Below are 16,310 nucleotides of genomic sequence, written 5' to 3'. Positions count from 1 at the left end.
GCAGCCTCAGCATTTCCCTGCAAGTTGCCAGTAAAGCCGCCCCACCCTGATTGCATTCAGCTTGTCACTAGTGACAATTGGCTTTTGTCACCATGCAATAAATTGAAATATCCTTTTAAATCAATGATGTCACTACGTCACCATCGTCACTATCTCTTTTAAGCAGGGTAGGAAAACCACCGTAAGGGAGGGTAAATGCTCTCAGTCGCGGCATGAACTGTGGCAAGCTGTTTATTTTGGCCGGGCCCCTAACAATAAGGAGAAGACATGGGTAGTCAAACCTACGACACCTAACTAGCGACAGCTATCAAGAGTTAGTGAAACGATGGTGGGTAGGGGGGTGAAATCCTTCAGGAATAGCATCAAGGCAAAACCGCGTGCCTAACCCCACATTTGGCCAAGCTGAAAATTCATAGGGGGGGGTCTAAATCGGGCCATCATGCGGCAATCGACATACCAGATGACAAAAAAGCTTCCTACCCTTAAAAAAGCCATCGTCAAGCCGACAGTAGGGCCGTGCTTAACCAAATTTCGGCTATAGGGAGGGGGACGAAAAGTCCATTCTCCGATCTACAAGACCGAGTGTCTAACTACAGATTTTTATGGAGAGAGATTTTCAAGGAGGGGGGGGTTAAGCAGGAGGGACGATAGGAGAGCTTGCAGACAGGAAAACGACAAAAAAGGTCATACTACCTCATTGACTCCCGCCCTCCCCCTTCAGAGCGGTGCTAGCTGGCGAAAACAAACGCTTTGCTCGAAAAGCACCCATGCAAGCCCGCCGCAAAGCTCAGTGCCATCGTTTCGTGTACCATTTTGTGTACCATTAGCTTTTTCACGCAGACTAGAATCCTTTATCCATGCGGCTTTTACGCAACACTTCGATAGAGACTCTGGGCACCACAAGACATCAAGCGAAGCAAACAACCGCACGGCTCAAGCCCTGCGGTTTTTTGTTGTTCATTTCGGGCCGGAGCCGCCTTCCCCAATCGGGGAGAAAGGTTGGCTTCGCCATCGGCATCCAAGATGCCCTCTTCCCCTGCCTGCCTCGATGAGGCTACTCCTATCTGCTCGCGCTCCCCATTCCACAAGTGCTTGTGGAGACTGACGTTCGCTAACGGTCTCTGTGCTTGGAAGTTTTCGCGGTAAACGTTGGGCTTCGCGTTACTCAGTCCAACTTACGGCCCTGAATATCTGAAAGAACGCATAGAAATGATGTAATAGTATGCAAAATCCCTAGGCTTGCATAAAGGAAAATAACATCTATGACTAATAAATAGAGAGCTATGGCAATATGAAAGAGAGGGAAAGGTGGTATCTAATATCTTTTATGCTGCCCTTGGAGGAGCAGCAGGAGGTTTAGTAACATTCCTTCTCGGCCTATTAAATGAGCACTACAAAAATAATAATTATATTGTTAAGGCAATGTGCGAAATAGCCGGGGGATTCATCACAGCACTTGCCCTCAATTCAACAATTGAAGTTTTTTCCCACTTCCTATCAGACAGATTATTTTTATCCGGATTTCTCATAGGAATCTCATGGGCATCTATCATCCAAGCCATTCGTAATTTTGTCACACGACATGTAAAGAATACCTTGGAGTCTTCAAAATGACTATCCCACCGTACATTCTAAAACTCCTTCACTGGATTGGCTTAACAAACTTATCTCGAGAAGAGATCGCCACCTATGAATCCATACGTGAAGCTGATACAAACAGGCAAGGATCATCAAAAAATAAAACACCTGACTTCGATCATAAAAAAAACATCGCACTACATGGTCTGCAAGAACAAGTTCAATCAATAAAAGCACAACTCAAAAAAAGCATACCGTCTAAATCGGTAGATTATATGGAAGTAACAGCATCGATATCGGCAGCTACTGATCAAATCAACTTACTCGCACTAAATGCCGCTATTGAAGCTGCCAGATCAGGGGAAAATAGACATGGATTTTCAGTTGTAGCAGAAGAGGTTAGGCGGCTGGCAGATCGAACCACCCAGGCAACAAGTGAGATAAAACTCTTAGAGTCTCAGCTGCAAATAAGCACTATGCACCCACCAGCAGCTGCTGAGGCAAGTCATGAGACAAAAGCAATAATATCGGAAATATCAAACGATTTAGGAAATTTAATAGAAAGCTTAACAAGCTACACCAAAGCACACGTAGCAGAACATGACCAATTAGATAACGCCAAACTTAGCGCATTGCTTACGATGTTCAATCAAGTGATAGAAGATAGCGCACAAACAGCAAACTCAATTAACGAAGTTAGCAACCTTTCCTCACATCATTTAAAATAGATAGCCCAATGCGAAGTCTAACGTCCACCGCGTCATTAAAGGCCTTGTGTCCGCTTCGCGGACAAATATTTAGGTGCCGGTTCCGCCCGGCTGGACGGGTCCATTTCTTTTGCTTCGCCAAAAGAAATGGACGAAAGAAAAGGCGACCCAACAGCGCTGCGAAACCCCGCCTCCAAAGCTATTTTCAAGGAGCCGCCGGAACTAGCCGCGCGCTAGCGTCGCGCGGCGTCGAACAACCGGCGTCTTAAAACCTTGAAAATAGCTTCGGAGTCGGCTTGCGCTGATGGGGCAAGGATGAGTCGGTTCGGTTCAGCAGCCTAGTAAACACCCCTCAAGGAATACCCTGGCACTGCTCATTGTTCATTGCTCACAAAGTGCAAGCACATTTGCGACGCGCCCCAGTCCCTTCAAGCCTGCCGACGGGTGGCAGGCCCGAGGTTTTAAGCGGCTGCCTGTTTGAGTCCCGCGACGGTAGCGCGGGACGAGTTCAGCCGCGCCTCGGGCCTGACGGGCCCCGGCGGGAAGCCGCAGGCCAGGCTTGCAGGGTGGCCTTTAGGGGTGGAGGGGATATTTGGCCACGCAAATATCCCCTCCCTGGCGCCGGGCAGCCCCGGCAATCCAAATCATCATCCGCGCAGCGGATTCATAAGAAGTGCCTAACAACACGCTGACACATCAGCCTGTTGCTACTTGTTAGCTTTCTCCAGCAGCCCGCCAAACATCTCCGGGTCCACCAAGTCTCTCAACGCCACGCCCAAGGCGTCGGCCAATGCGCCCATATTGTCGATGGAGACATTGCGCTCGCCCCGTTCGATCTCCGAAACGTAGGTTCGGCTCATCCCCGCCTGCAAGGCCAATGCCTCTTGCGACACGTCGTTCAGCCGTCTGGCGATCCGCAGGTTGCGGGCGAAAACCGCGCGGGCGGTCAGAGGTTTCGTTGTGTTTTCCATACCCCGATAGCATCAGCGCTTGCTTGTGCTGATACCACACGGTATGATTTGCAAAATGATAACTATAAGTGACTTTTTGATTGTTATTGATATCTTCATGACACTCATTATGTGCTATGTGCTGCTGTAGCAGCCACACATGGAGGCGCTTATGCAGAAGACTCCCGTTTCGTGATTCATAAACGTCTTGCCGCTATCGCTCTGCCTTGACCACGTCCAGAGCCTTGTCCGCCAGCCACGACAACGCTCAATGAAAAGAGGGTTTTGCCATGCCTAGCATCACCCGCAGTTCGTCGCATCTCGCGCTTTCCCTGAAGAACCATCACCCCGCCCGCAGCCGCTGGCTGCTGAACAACAACGCCCCCACTCATCCACCCAGTCTATTGGCCATGACCCGGCTGCACGAAGCCTTTGCCGCCTTGCAAGAGCAGTTGGCCGGCAAGGATCAGGCACCTGCCGCGCGCGTGGCGCATTTGTGCCACGACATCGAGCAGGCGGTGGTAGAGTCCATCTGCCACCTGTCCCACGGCCAGTTGGGTTTGCAATCCGTGATCGATCTTCTGGCTTGCCTGGGCGACGACGTGCGCCTGCCGTCCAGCCGCATCAAGGAATTGCTGGCGCCGCTGGATAAACGGATGAACCAGTCCCTAGCCCTGCTTACCCGCGTGCTGTAAGCCCTGCCCCGTAAAAGCCAACAGCCAGCCGCTTCACTGCGACTGGCTGTTTTGGTCTCTTCGATCTGCCGGGCGGTGCCATGTCCGGCTGACAGGTAGCTGCATCGGCAGATTTCTGGCCGGGTATTGCACCCTACTTTCTACATTTACGACACGCCTGCCGCCCCGCCGCCAATGGCCCGTCAGCCTGTTTACCGTCATAATCCGCCGTTCCAAATCAAGCGACGCCGCCATGAAACCACTCATCGCCACCTTCCTGCTGCTGTGCTGCGGCTTCGTCCAGGCTCAGGACTTTCCGGCCGGGGCATACGGCCACGAATACACAGCGCAAACTGGCGAACCCGTCTGGAACCTGCGCCAGGATGGCGCTGGACTAGAGTTGAGCGGCAATGACGGAGCCCCGCCCGTATCGCTGCGCAACTTATCGGCAGAGGAACGGGCCGTTTTCTGGCAAAGGATGGGATGGCCGGCGGCGGGCAGCGCGGCGGCGCAATGCGCCGGCAATGGCGACGATCTGTTTTGCCAGGTGCCCAAGCGCGTTCGCGCCGACATTCCCTGGCTGCAAGACAATGTGTCGGACTTTTTCTATTACAGCGAGATGGCCGGCGTGATGGAAATCAGCCGGCTGCCGCCGCGCTGATTTCCCGCCGCCCCCTTGTTTCCGCTCCGCATCAACGCCCCATCTTGCGCAGCTCCGCCGCCCGCGCTTCGAACTGGGCGAAGCGCTGCTCCAGCCGCTGTTTCTGCCGCGCCTTGTCCGCCGAGCTGAGGAAGGAATAGCGGATGCTGTTGTAGACCGTGCGCTTCAACTCGTCGTACGAGGGCTGGTAGCGGTTGACGTAAAGCAGGTATTCATTGCTGATGTCGCTGCGCGACACGCCTTCGTCGTCGGTGGAGATCACAAACGGCACGCCGTACTTGCGGTACAGCAGGATGGGATGCGCGGCGCCTTGCACGCCCAGGATGAACTGGTTGCTGGTGAGGTTGATTTCCACCGCCACGTCGCGGCGGCGCATTTCGTTCAGCAGGCTGTCCGGCCGGCGTTCATGGCCGACGTCGATGCCGTGGCCTATCCGCTGCGCGCCGGCCAGCTCCACCGCCAGCCGGATGTGGTCGCGCAGGCCTTCCGGCGGCACCATGCCCAGCACCAGCTCGCCGGCATGCAGCGCCAGCTTCACGTCGGGAAAGCGCTGTTTGAGGAAATGGATCATGCGCATGTGCAGCGCGTAATCGCGCATCGCCACGATGCCGTTTTCCGGCCCGACAATGTTCAGCCCCACCACCAGCGGGTTGTCGCGCGCGGCGGCGAAGCCGGCGTACAGGCCGGCGAAGGTGACGGACGGCTTGTTGTTGCGCGAGACATAGGTCTGGAAACGCAGCGTGAAGTCGTCGTCGTCCATGCCCTGGGCGAAGCCTGCCAAGTCCTGGCGGTAGCGCTGCACTTGCTCGGCGGTGGAGGCGTCCGCCGCCAGCGCCGCTGCGGCCTGGCCCAGCGCCTGTTCGATGGCGGCTGGGGCGGCGTCCGGCGCCAGGCTGTCCAGATTGGCGGCCAGCGCGCTGTTGCCGGACGGCGCGCCGCGCAGCATGGTTTCCAGATATTGCAGATTTTCCGCCTTGGCCCGGGTTTTCAGCAGCTGCAGGCCCTCGCGCGGCGAATAGCCGGAAACGCCGCCGAAATAACCGAAGGTATCGAAAAACTGCTTGTCCGGCGGCGGCTGGTCATGGCTGTGGTTGTCGAAATCCTTGTCCGACCACAGCGTCAGCAGCTTGCGGTACAAGGCGTTGTCGTCCTTGATCTGGCTGCCGCTCAGGCACGGCGCGCCCGGCTGCGCCTGCTCCGGCTTGGTTTCTATTCTCAGCGTGGCCTGGTAGACGCAGTACTTCTGCTTGTCCACCCAATCGAGATAGGTTTCGGCGTACAGCGCGCCGGTGTAGTGGTGATGCAGATCGCCGCCCTTGGGCAGCATGTTCATCAGCATGCCCAGTTCGGCCCCTCGCCCCTTGTCGGCCAGCAGCTGCTGGTAATAGGCGCGCGTCGCCTGGTAATTCGTCTTTTGCTGCGCCGCGCCCAGCGGCGCCTCCGCCCGCGCGCCCAGCGGCAGCAGCGCCAGCGACAGTTGCAGGCAGGCCAAAGCCAGTATCGATTTCACATTCGCTCCCATTCGCATTTTGACAACGACATAACCGTAACAGCGACGAAGGGAAACCGGAAGGATGGCGGCGTGGCAGCATGGCCAGCTGGACAAGGGCAAACGGCCCAGACAAGAAACGTACCAGCCGTAACAAAAAATAAGAAAAACAGCTATTTAGGATGGCTATAAAAGACCGATATAAAGCACAAGAAGTCCCGATCATCTCACCATGGAGCGACGCATACCGGCAAACTCAGGCGAACCTTCCGATCCCGCATTCTGATTGGTTGCGCCGCGCCACACCGCCATCCGCAGCACCCACCAGACCGCTATTCCGGCAAGGACTCCGGCAACGGTCACACTGCGAGACGACAGGCGGCAGCGACGCCAGATTGCCAGCGCTCTGCGCGACAACATCAACTCAGGCCATCCACAGGATGGCCTTTGTTATGGCCGGCGGTTCCCGCCATGCCATCCGGCTTTTACCAAACTTTTACCGTTTGCCGCGGCACTCGGCGGCCTGCGGCGGTCTATTCCTGTTTCCCCACCCGCGCAGGAACCCGCTGAACCATGCTGCAGAATTACTTCCCCATCCTGCTGTTCATCCTGGTCGGCCTTCTGGTCGGCGTATTGCCGCTGATGCTGGGCAAGCTGCTCGGCCCCAACCGGCCGGACCCGGAAAAGCTGTCGCCGTACGAGTGCGGCTTCAATGCCTTCGGCGACGCGCGAAAGCGCTTCGACGTGCGCTACTACCTGGTGGCCATCCTGTTCATCCTGTTCGATCTGGAAGTGGCCTTCATGATCCCGTGGGCGGTGACGCTCAAGGATGAACTGGGCCTGTTCGGCCTGGGCGCGATGGCGGTGTTCCTGGCCATTCTGGTCATCGGCTTCGTCTACGAATGGAAAAAGGGCGCGCTGCAGTGGGATTGAGCGCGCCCCAGGCTTGATCCGCCGGCTCAAGCCTGCGCGCAGGCCCGCCGTCTCTCGGCCATCCCGCGCGACTGGCTGGGCACGTGATGCTCGTCCAGCCAGGCGGCCTGCAGCACTTCGGCGATCATTTCCTCATAGTGCTCGCGCACCAGCCGGCGCACCGCCTCGTCGCGGTAGATGCGGGCGCAGGCCTGGCAATGGTGGGCGTACATGCCTTCCCAGCGGATGCTTGGGTCGCGCGCGGCGGCCCAGGCCAGCACTCGCTCCGGCCCCAGGTAATGCAGCCACAGCTTGAGGAAATCCCCTTCCGCCGCTTCCACCGCGCGGGACAGGAAGTCCGGCTGATCGACGGTGGCCACGCTGAGCTCCGGTATCTGCCGCATGCCGATGCCGCAGCAGGCGCCCACGCGGCCGTCGGCCTGGATGGTGTAGGTCTGCAGCACATTGGAGCAGACGCGGAAAGACTTGAAATTGTGGTTGTCGGCGGCCACGCCGGGCGGGTAGTCCTCCAGCAGGCCCGGGTCCAGCGGCATCCACGGGCTTTCGACGATCTCGATCAGCGCCCTGTCCTCCGGTGCCAGCGCGGCGATGCGCGGATGTCCGGTGACCGAGGCGGCGGTCACCGCGCGCGCGGCGCGCAATTCCACCATCACCCAGGCCTTGAGCCGGCGCCGCACCGCGGCCAGGCAGCCTTCCACCACCCGCTCCAGCGGCACGAAGCGCGCGTGCTCGTCGCCGGTGCTGTAATTGATCTCGGTCAGCCCGGCCTCCAGCAGCGCGTCCAGCCGGCGGTCCGCGCTTTTCACGCTGACCGCCCAGTGGGCGTTGCTGACCAAGCGCACCGGAAAGCCCAGCCCGCTGGCGTGGCGGATCGCAGCCAGCAGATCGCGCCAGCGCAGCGTGGCCTCGCCGCCGGTGAACACCACGTTGTAGAAACCCAGCGCCTTGGCCTGGTCTATCGCCGACAACATCGCTTGCAGCGCCAGGTTCTCTCGCGCCTTGGGATGGCTCATCGACGCGCAGTGTTCGCAAGCGGCCGGGCAGGCGTAAGTGGGCATGATGGATAAGGTCTTAGGCCCGCGAAACAGGCCGGGAACAGGCAGGTTCATTAGCGATCTCCCGCCGCGGCGCGCGGAGAACGCGCGCAGCGGCCCGAGTTCAGACCTTGAGCTGGCCGGCCGCCTGCATCTGCTTGGCCTGGTCCACCAGCTGGCCGATCACCGTGCGCAGCAGCGCCGCGTCGGCCACGCCGCCGAAACCAAACGGCAAGCCGGATGCGAAGCCATTGAAGTTCTGGCTGGAGCGCAGGGTCTGGTCCGAGGTGGACGGCGTCGCCGGCGGCGTGGCCACGCTCTTTTCCGGGCCGATCAGCAGCTGTTCGGCGGAATTGCCGAAACCCGGCAGGCCGAAGCCGTCGCTGGCCAGTTTGAACATCGCGCGGATCAGGTCGGCGTCGGCGTACTTCAGCACGGCGGCGGCGAAGTCCTTGCTGAACTGCTCCTCGCTGACCGGCTTGCCTGCCGGACTGGCGGGATAATCGTCCATCCACTGGCGGAAGCCGTCGTTGGCCAGCATGGAAAACAGCAGACGGTTGACGTCTGACACCTGTTGGGCAGGCAGCTGGCGCTGGCTGACCTTGGCCGTCAACACGCCGGTGGGGTTGCGGATGAATTCGGCGCGCGCCGCCGGATCCTTGTCCAACTGGGCGAACAGCGCCTGGGCATTGTTGCGCAGCTGCGCGGCCGGCAAAACCAGCGGCGCGCTCCGCGCGGACTTGATCGGTTGGATGGTGGTGGTCTTCATGATGCCTCCCGTTAGGGAACACGGAACTTCCGCGGCGGTGGCGTGAAAACGGCGGAGCCGCCGTCCGCATCGCCGCGGCACATCGCGCGCCCAGAACTGGCCGCGCGGACATCCCCTTTGCGCAATTCGTTCATGATAGAACCATCACTATCAGAACAACCTGTTCTTTATGACAGTTACGCCATATCTTCGCCCTGCAACGGCTGGCGTCGCTCGCCCCCCCGGCGCGCCGCCGCGGCCAGAATGCGCCGGCCTCCCATGCCATTGGCCATGGCTGCTTAAACAGCAAGCATCGCGCGCAGAGCGCTTCACCGCCATTTAGAGCAAAAACTACATTAAGCTCTTGCGCCGACATGAAAAACCCAGTGGAACAAAAATGCCAAACGGAATTCATTAAAGGTAATTCCGTCCAATACAAATCGCAAAGACGAAATATAATAAAGAGCAATTACTTCAATTTATAAAATTAAAATATATGCTCTAACTTAAAAGAGACGCCATCATCAATGGCATACTCAGAATTCACTCGGCGTACTTAAAACAATTCAAATATTCAGAAAAATTTACATGCGTAAAGTGTGATTTACCTGCGGCAGTAAAAAATCAGATTCGCAACAATCTGGTTGGTAAATAATTCAAGTTGCGCCCCAATATTTTTTCAATTAGCATCAACGCCCTTTACGGGGACACCCTCGTAAAGCTAGGCATTCCCGCCTTAATTTCCGTGAAAAAATAAAATGAAACACTTGCTGCTGCCCGCCGCCCTGTTGGCCCTCGGCCTGACCGGTTGCGCCTCGATTCTGAACGACCAAACCCAACAAGTTAACGTGTCCAGCTCCACCGGCACTGAAATCAAGGGCACCATCGATGGCCAAGCATTCAAAGCGCCCGGCATCGTCGACCTGAAGCGTGAAAACAAAAACAAGATCATCATGACCGAAACCGAAGGTTGCGCTCAGCAAACCGTCGCGGAAAAAACGGTCGATCCGAAATTCTTCATCAACATCCTGAGCGGCGGTGCATTTGGCTCCACCACCGACTACTCCACCGAAAAAATGTGGAAGTACTCGGACAACATCGTTGTTTCTTGCCGGAAATAATGAATCTACGCGATATCATCGCCAAGGGCGGCAGCATTGCCGCCCTTTTTTGCTTGCTGGCGGGACAGTGCGCCCAGGCCGAAGACAGCCTGCCCGAGCAGCTGATCGCCACGGCTCGCTCCGCGCGTCTGGCCGAAACCATAGAGTGGCAATCTCTGCTGCATAGCCAGAATGGCGAGCCCCTCGTCGCCGATCCGGATTTTCTCCTCTCCGGCCAGCCCTTCTCCGCAGCCCGGGAGCTCGACGCGACGCTGCGCCTGTTGTACGGCGGCGCTCAGGACGCGGTCTGCCGCTTCCCTGCCCGCTACTGGTGGCTGCGAAAAACGCTGGACGCGCCGGAATTGCCGCTGGATCAATGCCGGGAAGTGGCGGATTTCCGCGCGCGCGCGCCGATGGACCGCATCAGCCTGGTATTCGCCAGCGAAAACCAGGCTTTGCCCGCCAGCATGCTGGGGCATGCTTTCCTGAAGATTGCCGGCACGCAGCCGGACGGAAAACCCCTGGAACACGCGATCTCCTTCTATACCGACGCCGATACCTGGAACCTGCCCAAGCTGCTGGTGGACAGCCTGCTCATCGGCAAGACCGGCTACTTCGCGCTGTCGCCTTATCACGAGCAATTGCGGCGCTACGTCGATCAGGAGCAGCGCAGCGTCTGGGAATACGATTTGTCGTTCGACGCCTGGCAGCGCGAGCTGGTCCGGCTGCACCTGCTGGAACTGAAGCGGGCGCGGCTGACCTATTTTTTCCAGAAGTACAATTGCGCGACTGTCATCCACTTCATCATGGGATTGAGCGGCAAGCCGCTGCCGGCCAAGCGCTGGCTGGCGCCGATGGAGCTGGTGCGCGAAGCGAGCGACGCCGGACTGATCCAGGCCAGCAGGATGATCGCGCCCAGCCGCTGGCTGGTGCGGACCCTGGATGAAACGCTGCCCGCCGCCCGCCGCCGGGAAAACCAGCGCGCGCTGGCGGAGGGCGAAATACCCGCCGACCTGGCGCAGCCGCCCAACCCTGAGGGCTTTTTGCAACTGCAGCACGCGCAGGCGCTCAACCAGCACCTGTACCTGGAACAACAGCTGGCCCGCGAACGCTGGCTGTCCAACGCCGCGCGGCTCGAAGCCCTGGAGCGGGAGCGCTACCCCGGGATGTCTCTGGACATGGGCAAGGGATTCGGTCCGATGTTCACGCCGCCCTCCTCCCAGGCCAGCTTGTCCTGGCTGCGGCGCGACGGCGAAGACAACCTGGAAATCAGCCTGGTGCCCGCCTCCCACCGCCTGGACGACGACAACCGCGGCTACAACCAGGAGAACGAGCTGCAAATCCTGGCCCCGACGTTCCGGATGCCTCTGCGCGGCGGATCGCCGAGGCTGCGGCAATTCGTGCTGTACGGCATGCAGACCCTGCTGCCGCGCGACCCGATCGCCGGCGGTCTGGCGGGACGGCTGAACATCGCCTACCAACAGCAGCTGGATCAAAACTTGCAGGAACGGTCCGTCGCGCAGATCAACGGCGCGCTCGGCCTGGCCCGGCGCGTCCAGCGCGACGCGGACTTCTACGCGCTGGCGGGCGGCGGGCTCGCTACCGCCGGCAGGCAAGGCTACGCCTTTGGCGAACTGGAAGGCGGCGTGATGGTGCGCGAACTATGGGACATGAAAACCTGGCTGTCGGTCAGCCGGCATTTCAATCAGGCGGACAGCGGCAGCGCATTCAGCCGCGTCAGCCTGCGGCAGATCCGCTACCTGAACCGGAACCAGAGCCTGTCGGCCAGTTGGAAACAGGAGCAGTCTGGCGACCGCGTCCGCCGCGAATGGCAGCTGGGCTACAAGCAGCTGTTCTGAAAAACGGGCGGGCGAAGCGGAAATATTCCCGACACGTAACAACCTGGCCGGGATTATTGTGTACCATTTTAACGTACCCATCCCGCCTGTTCCGCCATGATAGTCCGCAACATTCCGTCCTGGTTCCGCCTGCTGTTCGTCTGGCAAGGCTCGGTGCTGCCGCGCATCCTGCCGCGGCTGATGCTGGTGCTGGCGGTGGCCATCGCCGCCGCCTCCATCCGCCACTGGTGGCTGGCCAGCCTGCGCGAGTCGTCGCTGGGCATCCCCACCTTCACCTTGCTGGGGGTGTCGCTGGCGATTTTTCTCGGCTTCCGCAACTCGGTCAGCTACGACCGCTTCTGGGAAGCGCGCAAGCTGTGGGGCAGTCTGCTGATCGTCAGCCGCTCGCTGGGGCGGCAGATGCTGGCGGCGCTGGGCGACGACGCCGACAGCCGCCGCTTTATCGACGCCGCCTGCGCGTTCGCCTACGCGCTGAAGGCGCAGCTGCGCGGCGACGACGCCGACCAGCACCTGAAACGGCTGCTGCCGGCGGAAGAGCGGGAGCGGATCATGGCCGGCGGCTTCCGCCCGGCGCTGATCCTGGCCTGGCTGGGCCGCGAGGCGCAGCGGCTGCAGCGCGCGGGGCGGCTGAGCGAGCTGCAATGGCATGCGCTGGACCGCAATCTGAACACGCTGTCGGAAATCCTGGGCGGCTGCGAGCGCATCGCCACCACCCCAATGCCCTTCACCTACCGCGTGCTCTTGAACCGCACGGTGACCATCTACTGCCTGCTGCTGCCCGCCGGACTGGCCAGCAGCATAGGCTGGCTAACGCCGCCGATCGCGGTGTTCATCGCCTACACCTATTTCGCGCTGGAGCAGATCGCCGAAGAGCTGGAGGAGCCGTTCGGCACCGAGGGCAACGACCTGCCTCTGTCCACGCTGTGCCACACCATCGAATCGTCGCTGCGCGAGATGCAGGGCCTGCCGATGGAAGCGCCGCCGCCGCCCAAGCGCGGCGTATACCTGCACTGAGCGTCGGGTGGCAATGACATTGGAGTTTGCATAGAATGGGCGGTTCCGAACTATTCCCGGCGCCGCCATGTCCCTGACCCGCCTGTTGTTCAGCTTCGTCTCCCGCCACTGGCGCTCATACATCCTGGCCGCGCTGATGCTGGCCGCGGTGGCGGTGCTGACCGTGATGATCCCGCGCCAGGTGGGCCATATCGTCGACGCGCTGGTGACGCGGCGGCTGTCCGGCGATGCGCTGCTGATGGAGCTGGGCCGGCTGCTGGCGATGGGCCTGGCCATCTACGCCCTGCGCGTGGGCTGGCGGCTGCAGCTGTTCACCGCCTCATACAAGCTGGGCGTGGAGCTGCGCGGCAAACTGTACCGCAGCCTGGCCGGACAAGGCCCGGCCTTCTTCCAGCGCCAGCGCACCGGCGACCTGATGGCCCGCGCCACCAACGACATCGATTCGGTGGAGATGGCGGCGGGCGAAGCGATGCTGGCCGGTTTCGACGGCCTGTTGACCCTGGCGCTGGTCCTGGCGATGATGACGCTGGGCGTGGACTGGCGGCTGGCGTTGGCGGCGCTGCTGCCCTTTCCCTTCATGGCCTGGGCCTTCGCCCGCATTTCCGACCACATCCACCGCGAATGGGGCGAAGCCCTCTCCCGTTTCGGCCAGCTCAACGACCACGTGCAGGAAACCCTGTCCGGCGTGCGCACGCTGCGCGCGCTGGGGCTGGAGGCGCGCAACGACGCCGAGCTATCCCGGCTGGCGGCTGCGGCGTCGGACAGCAGCTTCGAGGCCCAGCGCTGGGAGGCCGCGTTCGAGCCCGCCGTCGGCGTCGCCCTGGTCACCGCCACCGCCATCGCGTTGGCGCTGGGCGGCTACCTGGTCTGGCACGGCCAACTGACCATAGGCGCGCTCACCAGCTTCAGCATGTACCTGGTGCAGTTGATCTGGCCGATGTTCGCCGCCGGCTGGGTGCTGTCGCTGCTGCAGCGCGGCGCCGCCGCCTGGCGCCGGCTGCAGCCGGTGCTGGACGCCGAGCCCGACGTCGCCGATGACGGCGGCCGGACCGAGCTCGCGCCCGGCGCGCTGGTTTTCGACGACCTCACCTTCCACTATTCGACAGACGCCGCCGCGGCGCTGCGCCAGGTGTCGGTCCAACTGCCGCCCGGCCAGACCCTGGGCGTGGTCGGTCCCACCGGCAGCGGCAAATCCACGCTGCTGAAGCTGCTGATGCGGCAATATCCGCTGCAGCAGGGCGCGATACGCTGGAGCGGCACCGACATCGACGACTACTCGCTGCACACCCTGCGCGGCGCGATCAGTTGGGTGCCGCAGGAAGCCTTCCTGTTCTCCGCCAGCGTGGCGGAGAACATCGCGCTGGCGCGGCCGGACGCCGGCCCGCAGGAGATCGAGCGGGTGGCGCGGCTGGCGGCGGTGCACGACGACATCCTCAGGCTGCCGCAAGGCTACGCGACGCCGGTGGGCGAAAAAGGCGTCGCCCTGTCCGGCGGCCAGCGCCAACGCCTGGCCATCGCCCGCGCGCTGCTGGCCGACGCGCCGCTGCTGCTGCTGGACGACGCGCTGTCGGCGGTGGACACCGATACCGAAAGCCGCATCCTCGGCCATCTGCACGAGGCGCGGCGCGGCCGCAGCGTCATCATCGTCAGCCACCGGCTGTCGGCGGTGGCCGACGCCGACCACATCGTGGCGCTGAACCACGGCCGCATCGCCGAACAAGGCAGCCACGACGAGCTGCTGCGGCAAAACGGCTGGTACGCCAGCCAATGGCGCTATCAACAACTGGAGGCCAGCCTCGATGAAATCTGACGCCAACCGCCTGCAAACCCGCGAAGCGGTCTCCCTGCTCATCGACGCCGCCCGTCCGGACCGCCGCCATCTGTGGCGGGGCGGATTCTGGCTGATGATCGCCGCCTTGCTGGAAGCCGGCGCGCCGCTGCTGGGCAAGGTATTCATAGACAACTACCTGCTGCCGCACCGGCTGGACTGGAGCGCCATCGCCGGTCTACTGGCCGGCAGCCTGCTGCTGGGCCTGGCCGCCGCCGCGCTGCGCTACCGCCAGCTGGTGCGGCTGGCCGGCGTGGCGATGCGCGCGGTGCTGCGGCTGCGCGAGCGGGTGTACGGCCACGTGATGCGGCTGCCGATGGCCTTCTTCGACAAGGCGATCACTGGCCAGCTGGTCAGCCGCGTCACCAACGACACCGAATCCGTCAAAGCGCTGTACGTGCAGGCGCTGTTCGTCATCCTCAACAGCAGCATCGTGGTGCTGGGCGCGCTGGCAGCGATGGCCTGGCTGGACTGGCGGCTGATGCTGGTTTCCCTGCTGCTGTTCCCGGCCACCCTCGCCATCGTGTGGCTGTACCAGCGGCTGAGCGCGCCATCGGTGGCCCGCGCCCGCGCGCTGCGCAGCGACATCAACGCCCAGATGGCGGAATCCATCTCCGGCATCTCGGTATTGCAAGCCAGCAACGCCGAGGGCCGCTTCATCGGCCGCTTCGACGACACCAACCAGCGCTACTACCACGCGCGGCTGCGCGAGCTGCGCGCCAACGCCTGGCTGCTGCGCCCGGCGCTGGACCTGCTCAACGTGCTGCTGTTGGTCGCGGTGATCCACAGCTACGGCCAGCGCCCGCTGGACGGGCTGGAGATCGGCGTACTGTACGCCTTCGTTGGCTACATCGGCCGGGTGGTAGAGCCGCTGATCCAGATCACGCTGCAATTCGGCCAGCTGCAGCAGGCGGTGGTGGCCGCCAGCCGCGTCAGCCAGCTGCTGGCCGAGCCGGCCGCGCCGCAAGCCTCGGAAGCCGGCCATATCGCCGACGGCGCGGTCAGCTTCCGCGGCCTGCGCTTCGGCTACCAGGCCGAGCATCCGGTGCTGCACGATCTGAGCCTGGATATTCCGGCCGGCAGCTTCATCGGCATCGTCGGCCACACCGGCAGCGGCAAATCCACGCTGCTGTCGCTGCTGCTGCGCTTCTACCGGCCGCAGCAAGGCGAGATCCTAGTCGACGGCCAGCCGCTCTACGACATCGGCGACGCCGCCTTCCGCGCCGGCGTCGGCCTGGTGCCGCAAGACCCGTTCCTGCTGGCCGCCAGCGCGCGCGAAAACATCGACATGGGCCGCGGCCTGCCGCAAGGCGAGATAGAGGCTGCCGCCCGCGCCGCCGGCGTGCACGAGCTGATCCTGTCGCTGGAAAACGGCTACGACAGCGATATGGGCGAGAGCGGCGCGCGGCTGTCCAGCGGCCAGAAGCAGCTGATCGCCATCGCCCGCGCGCTGGCGGGCAAGCCTCGCATCCTGCTGCTGGACGAGGCCACCTCGCGCATCGACAGCGAAACCGAGCAGCTGGTGCAGCAGGCGCTGGCGCGGCTGGCCGGCAAGATCACGCTGATCTCCATCGCCCACCGCCTGTCCACCATCCGCGACGCCGACGCCATCGTCGTGCTCAACCACGGCCGCATCGCCGAATCCGGCGACCATGACGCGCTGATGCGGCACGGCGGCATCTACCACAAGCTCTACCTGCTGCAGCAGTTGCAGCCGGAGGAAGAAGACGCGTGA

The 16,310-nt window shown here is 61.6% G+C and carries 14 protein-coding genes; 10 read left to right on the top strand and 4 right to left on the bottom strand.

Annotated elements, in window-relative coordinates; translation table 11 throughout:
- The first annotated feature begins 1,308 nt into the window (after nucleotides 1-1,308).
- Entirely contained in the window at nucleotides 1,309-1,614 is a 306-nt protein-coding gene (locus VA599_RS06485; RefSeq protein ID WP_346788003.1) for a hypothetical protein, read from the top strand.
- A complete protein-coding gene (locus tag VA599_RS06480; protein WP_346788002.1) occupies nucleotides 1,611-2,306 on the top strand; it encodes a methyl-accepting chemotaxis protein in 696 nt (231 codons plus the stop codon). The genes VA599_RS06485 and VA599_RS06480 overlap by 4 nt, the downstream gene beginning before the upstream one ends.
- A 686-nt stretch (nucleotides 2,307-2,992) precedes the next feature.
- Here VA599_RS06480 and VA599_RS06475 read toward each other — a convergent pair.
- Nucleotides 2,993-3,256, bottom strand: a complete 264-nt coding sequence (locus tag VA599_RS06475) for a helix-turn-helix domain-containing protein (RefSeq protein WP_346788001.1) — start codon at nucleotides 3,254-3,256, stop codon at nucleotides 2,993-2,995.
- A 269-nt stretch (nucleotides 3,257-3,525) separates the two neighbouring features.
- Here VA599_RS06475 and VA599_RS06470 point away from each other — a divergent pair, with 269 nt between their 5' ends.
- Complete coding sequence (locus VA599_RS06470) at nucleotides 3,526-3,930, top strand: DUF1484 domain-containing protein (RefSeq protein WP_346788000.1); 405 nt, start codon at nucleotides 3,526-3,528, stop codon at nucleotides 3,928-3,930.
- A gap of 232 nt (nucleotides 3,931-4,162) precedes the next feature.
- Nucleotides 4,163-4,570, top strand: coding sequence for a hypothetical protein (locus VA599_RS06465; RefSeq protein WP_346787999.1), 408 nt, complete (start codon nucleotides 4,163-4,165; stop codon nucleotides 4,568-4,570).
- Between the two features lie 31 nt (nucleotides 4,571-4,601).
- On the opposite strand, the gene VA599_RS06460 is transcribed toward VA599_RS06465, so the two are convergent.
- Nucleotides 4,602-6,080, bottom strand: a complete 1,479-nt coding sequence (locus VA599_RS06460) for a hypothetical protein (RefSeq protein ID WP_346787998.1) — start codon at nucleotides 6,078-6,080, stop codon at nucleotides 4,602-4,604.
- A gap of 552 nt (nucleotides 6,081-6,632) precedes the next feature.
- Here VA599_RS06460 and VA599_RS06455 point away from each other — a divergent pair.
- Nucleotides 6,633-6,992 (top strand): NADH-quinone oxidoreductase subunit A, encoded by a 360-nt coding sequence (locus VA599_RS06455; protein WP_021478318.1) that lies wholly within the window; start codon nucleotides 6,633-6,635, stop codon nucleotides 6,990-6,992.
- Between the two features lie 26 nt (nucleotides 6,993-7,018).
- On the opposite strand, the gene VA599_RS06450 is transcribed toward VA599_RS06455, so the two are convergent.
- Both VA599_RS06450 and VA599_RS06445 read right to left on the bottom strand, forming a co-directional pair.
- A complete protein-coding gene (locus tag VA599_RS06450) occupies nucleotides 7,019-8,101 on the bottom strand; it encodes a radical SAM protein (protein WP_346787997.1) in 1,083 nt (360 codons plus the stop codon).
- Between the two features lie 49 nt (nucleotides 8,102-8,150).
- Nucleotides 8,151-8,795 (bottom strand): hypothetical protein, encoded by a 645-nt coding sequence (locus VA599_RS06445; RefSeq protein WP_104945506.1) that lies wholly within the window; start codon nucleotides 8,793-8,795, stop codon nucleotides 8,151-8,153.
- A 737-nt stretch (nucleotides 8,796-9,532) separates the two neighbouring features.
- Here VA599_RS06445 and VA599_RS06440 point away from each other — a divergent pair.
- From VA599_RS06440 to VA599_RS06420, 5 genes are all read left to right on the top strand, one after another.
- The gene (locus VA599_RS06440) at nucleotides 9,533-9,895 is read left to right on the top strand and encodes a hypothetical protein (RefSeq protein ID WP_021478321.1); all 363 of its coding nucleotides are present in this window, start codon (nucleotides 9,533-9,535) and stop codon (nucleotides 9,893-9,895) included.
- Nucleotides 9,895-11,733, top strand: coding sequence for a lipoprotein N-acyltransferase Lnb domain-containing protein (locus VA599_RS06435; RefSeq protein WP_346787996.1), 1,839 nt, complete (start codon nucleotides 9,895-9,897; stop codon nucleotides 11,731-11,733). The genes VA599_RS06440 and VA599_RS06435 overlap by 1 nt, the downstream gene beginning before the upstream one ends.
- A gap of 96 nt (nucleotides 11,734-11,829) precedes the next feature.
- The gene (locus tag VA599_RS06430; RefSeq protein ID WP_346787995.1) at nucleotides 11,830-12,747 is read left to right on the top strand and encodes a bestrophin family protein; all 918 of its coding nucleotides are present in this window, start codon (nucleotides 11,830-11,832) and stop codon (nucleotides 12,745-12,747) included.
- A 67-nt stretch (nucleotides 12,748-12,814) separates the two neighbouring features.
- Nucleotides 12,815-14,557: an ABC transporter ATP-binding protein gene (locus VA599_RS06425; RefSeq protein WP_346787994.1), complete on the top strand. Its 1,743-nt coding sequence runs from the start codon at nucleotides 12,815-12,817 to the stop codon at nucleotides 14,555-14,557.
- A complete protein-coding gene (locus VA599_RS06420; protein WP_166439565.1) occupies nucleotides 14,547-16,310 on the top strand; it encodes an ABC transporter ATP-binding protein in 1,764 nt (587 codons plus the stop codon). Before VA599_RS06425 ends, VA599_RS06420 begins: the two co-directional genes overlap by 11 nt.

The sequence above is a fragment of the Chromobacterium indicum genome (assembly GCF_039708975.1).
GTDB classification, from domain to species: Bacteria; Pseudomonadota; Gammaproteobacteria; order Burkholderiales; family Chromobacteriaceae; genus Chromobacterium; species Chromobacterium piscinae.
Note: the sequence above shows the minus strand (reverse complement) of the source record. Positions and strands in the feature narration are given on the sequence as shown.

What these genes read in the sequence shown, in the direction of transcription:
- VA599_RS06480 (WP_346788002.1), top strand. Translation starts at nt 1,611, where the DNA reads ATGACTATCCCACCGTACATTCTAAAACTCCTTCACTGGATTGGCTTA.
- VA599_RS06475 (WP_346788001.1), bottom strand. Translation starts at nt 3,256, where the DNA reads ATGGAAAACACAACGAAACCTCTGACCGCCCGCGCGGTTTTCGCCCGC.
- VA599_RS06470 (WP_346788000.1), top strand. Translation starts at nt 3,526, where the DNA reads ATGCCTAGCATCACCCGCAGTTCGTCGCATCTCGCGCTTTCCCTGAAG.
- VA599_RS06465 (WP_346787999.1), top strand. Translation starts at nt 4,163, where the DNA reads ATGAAACCACTCATCGCCACCTTCCTGCTGCTGTGCTGCGGCTTCGTC.
- VA599_RS06455 (WP_021478318.1), top strand. Translation starts at nt 6,633, where the DNA reads ATGCTGCAGAATTACTTCCCCATCCTGCTGTTCATCCTGGTCGGCCTT.
- VA599_RS06450 (WP_346787997.1), bottom strand. Translation starts at nt 8,101, where the DNA reads ATGAACCTGCCTGTTCCCGGCCTGTTTCGCGGGCCTAAGACCTTATCC.
- VA599_RS06445 (WP_104945506.1), bottom strand. Translation starts at nt 8,795, where the DNA reads ATGAAGACCACCACCATCCAACCGATCAAGTCCGCGCGGAGCGCGCCG.
- VA599_RS06440 (WP_021478321.1), top strand. Translation starts at nt 9,533, where the DNA reads ATGAAACACTTGCTGCTGCCCGCCGCCCTGTTGGCCCTCGGCCTGACC.
- VA599_RS06435 (WP_346787996.1), top strand. Translation starts at nt 9,895, where the DNA reads ATGAATCTACGCGATATCATCGCCAAGGGCGGCAGCATTGCCGCCCTT.
- VA599_RS06430 (WP_346787995.1), top strand. Translation starts at nt 11,830, where the DNA reads ATGATAGTCCGCAACATTCCGTCCTGGTTCCGCCTGCTGTTCGTCTGG.
- VA599_RS06425 (WP_346787994.1), top strand. Translation starts at nt 12,815, where the DNA reads ATGTCCCTGACCCGCCTGTTGTTCAGCTTCGTCTCCCGCCACTGGCGC.
- VA599_RS06420 (WP_166439565.1), top strand. Translation starts at nt 14,547, where the DNA reads ATGAAATCTGACGCCAACCGCCTGCAAACCCGCGAAGCGGTCTCCCTG.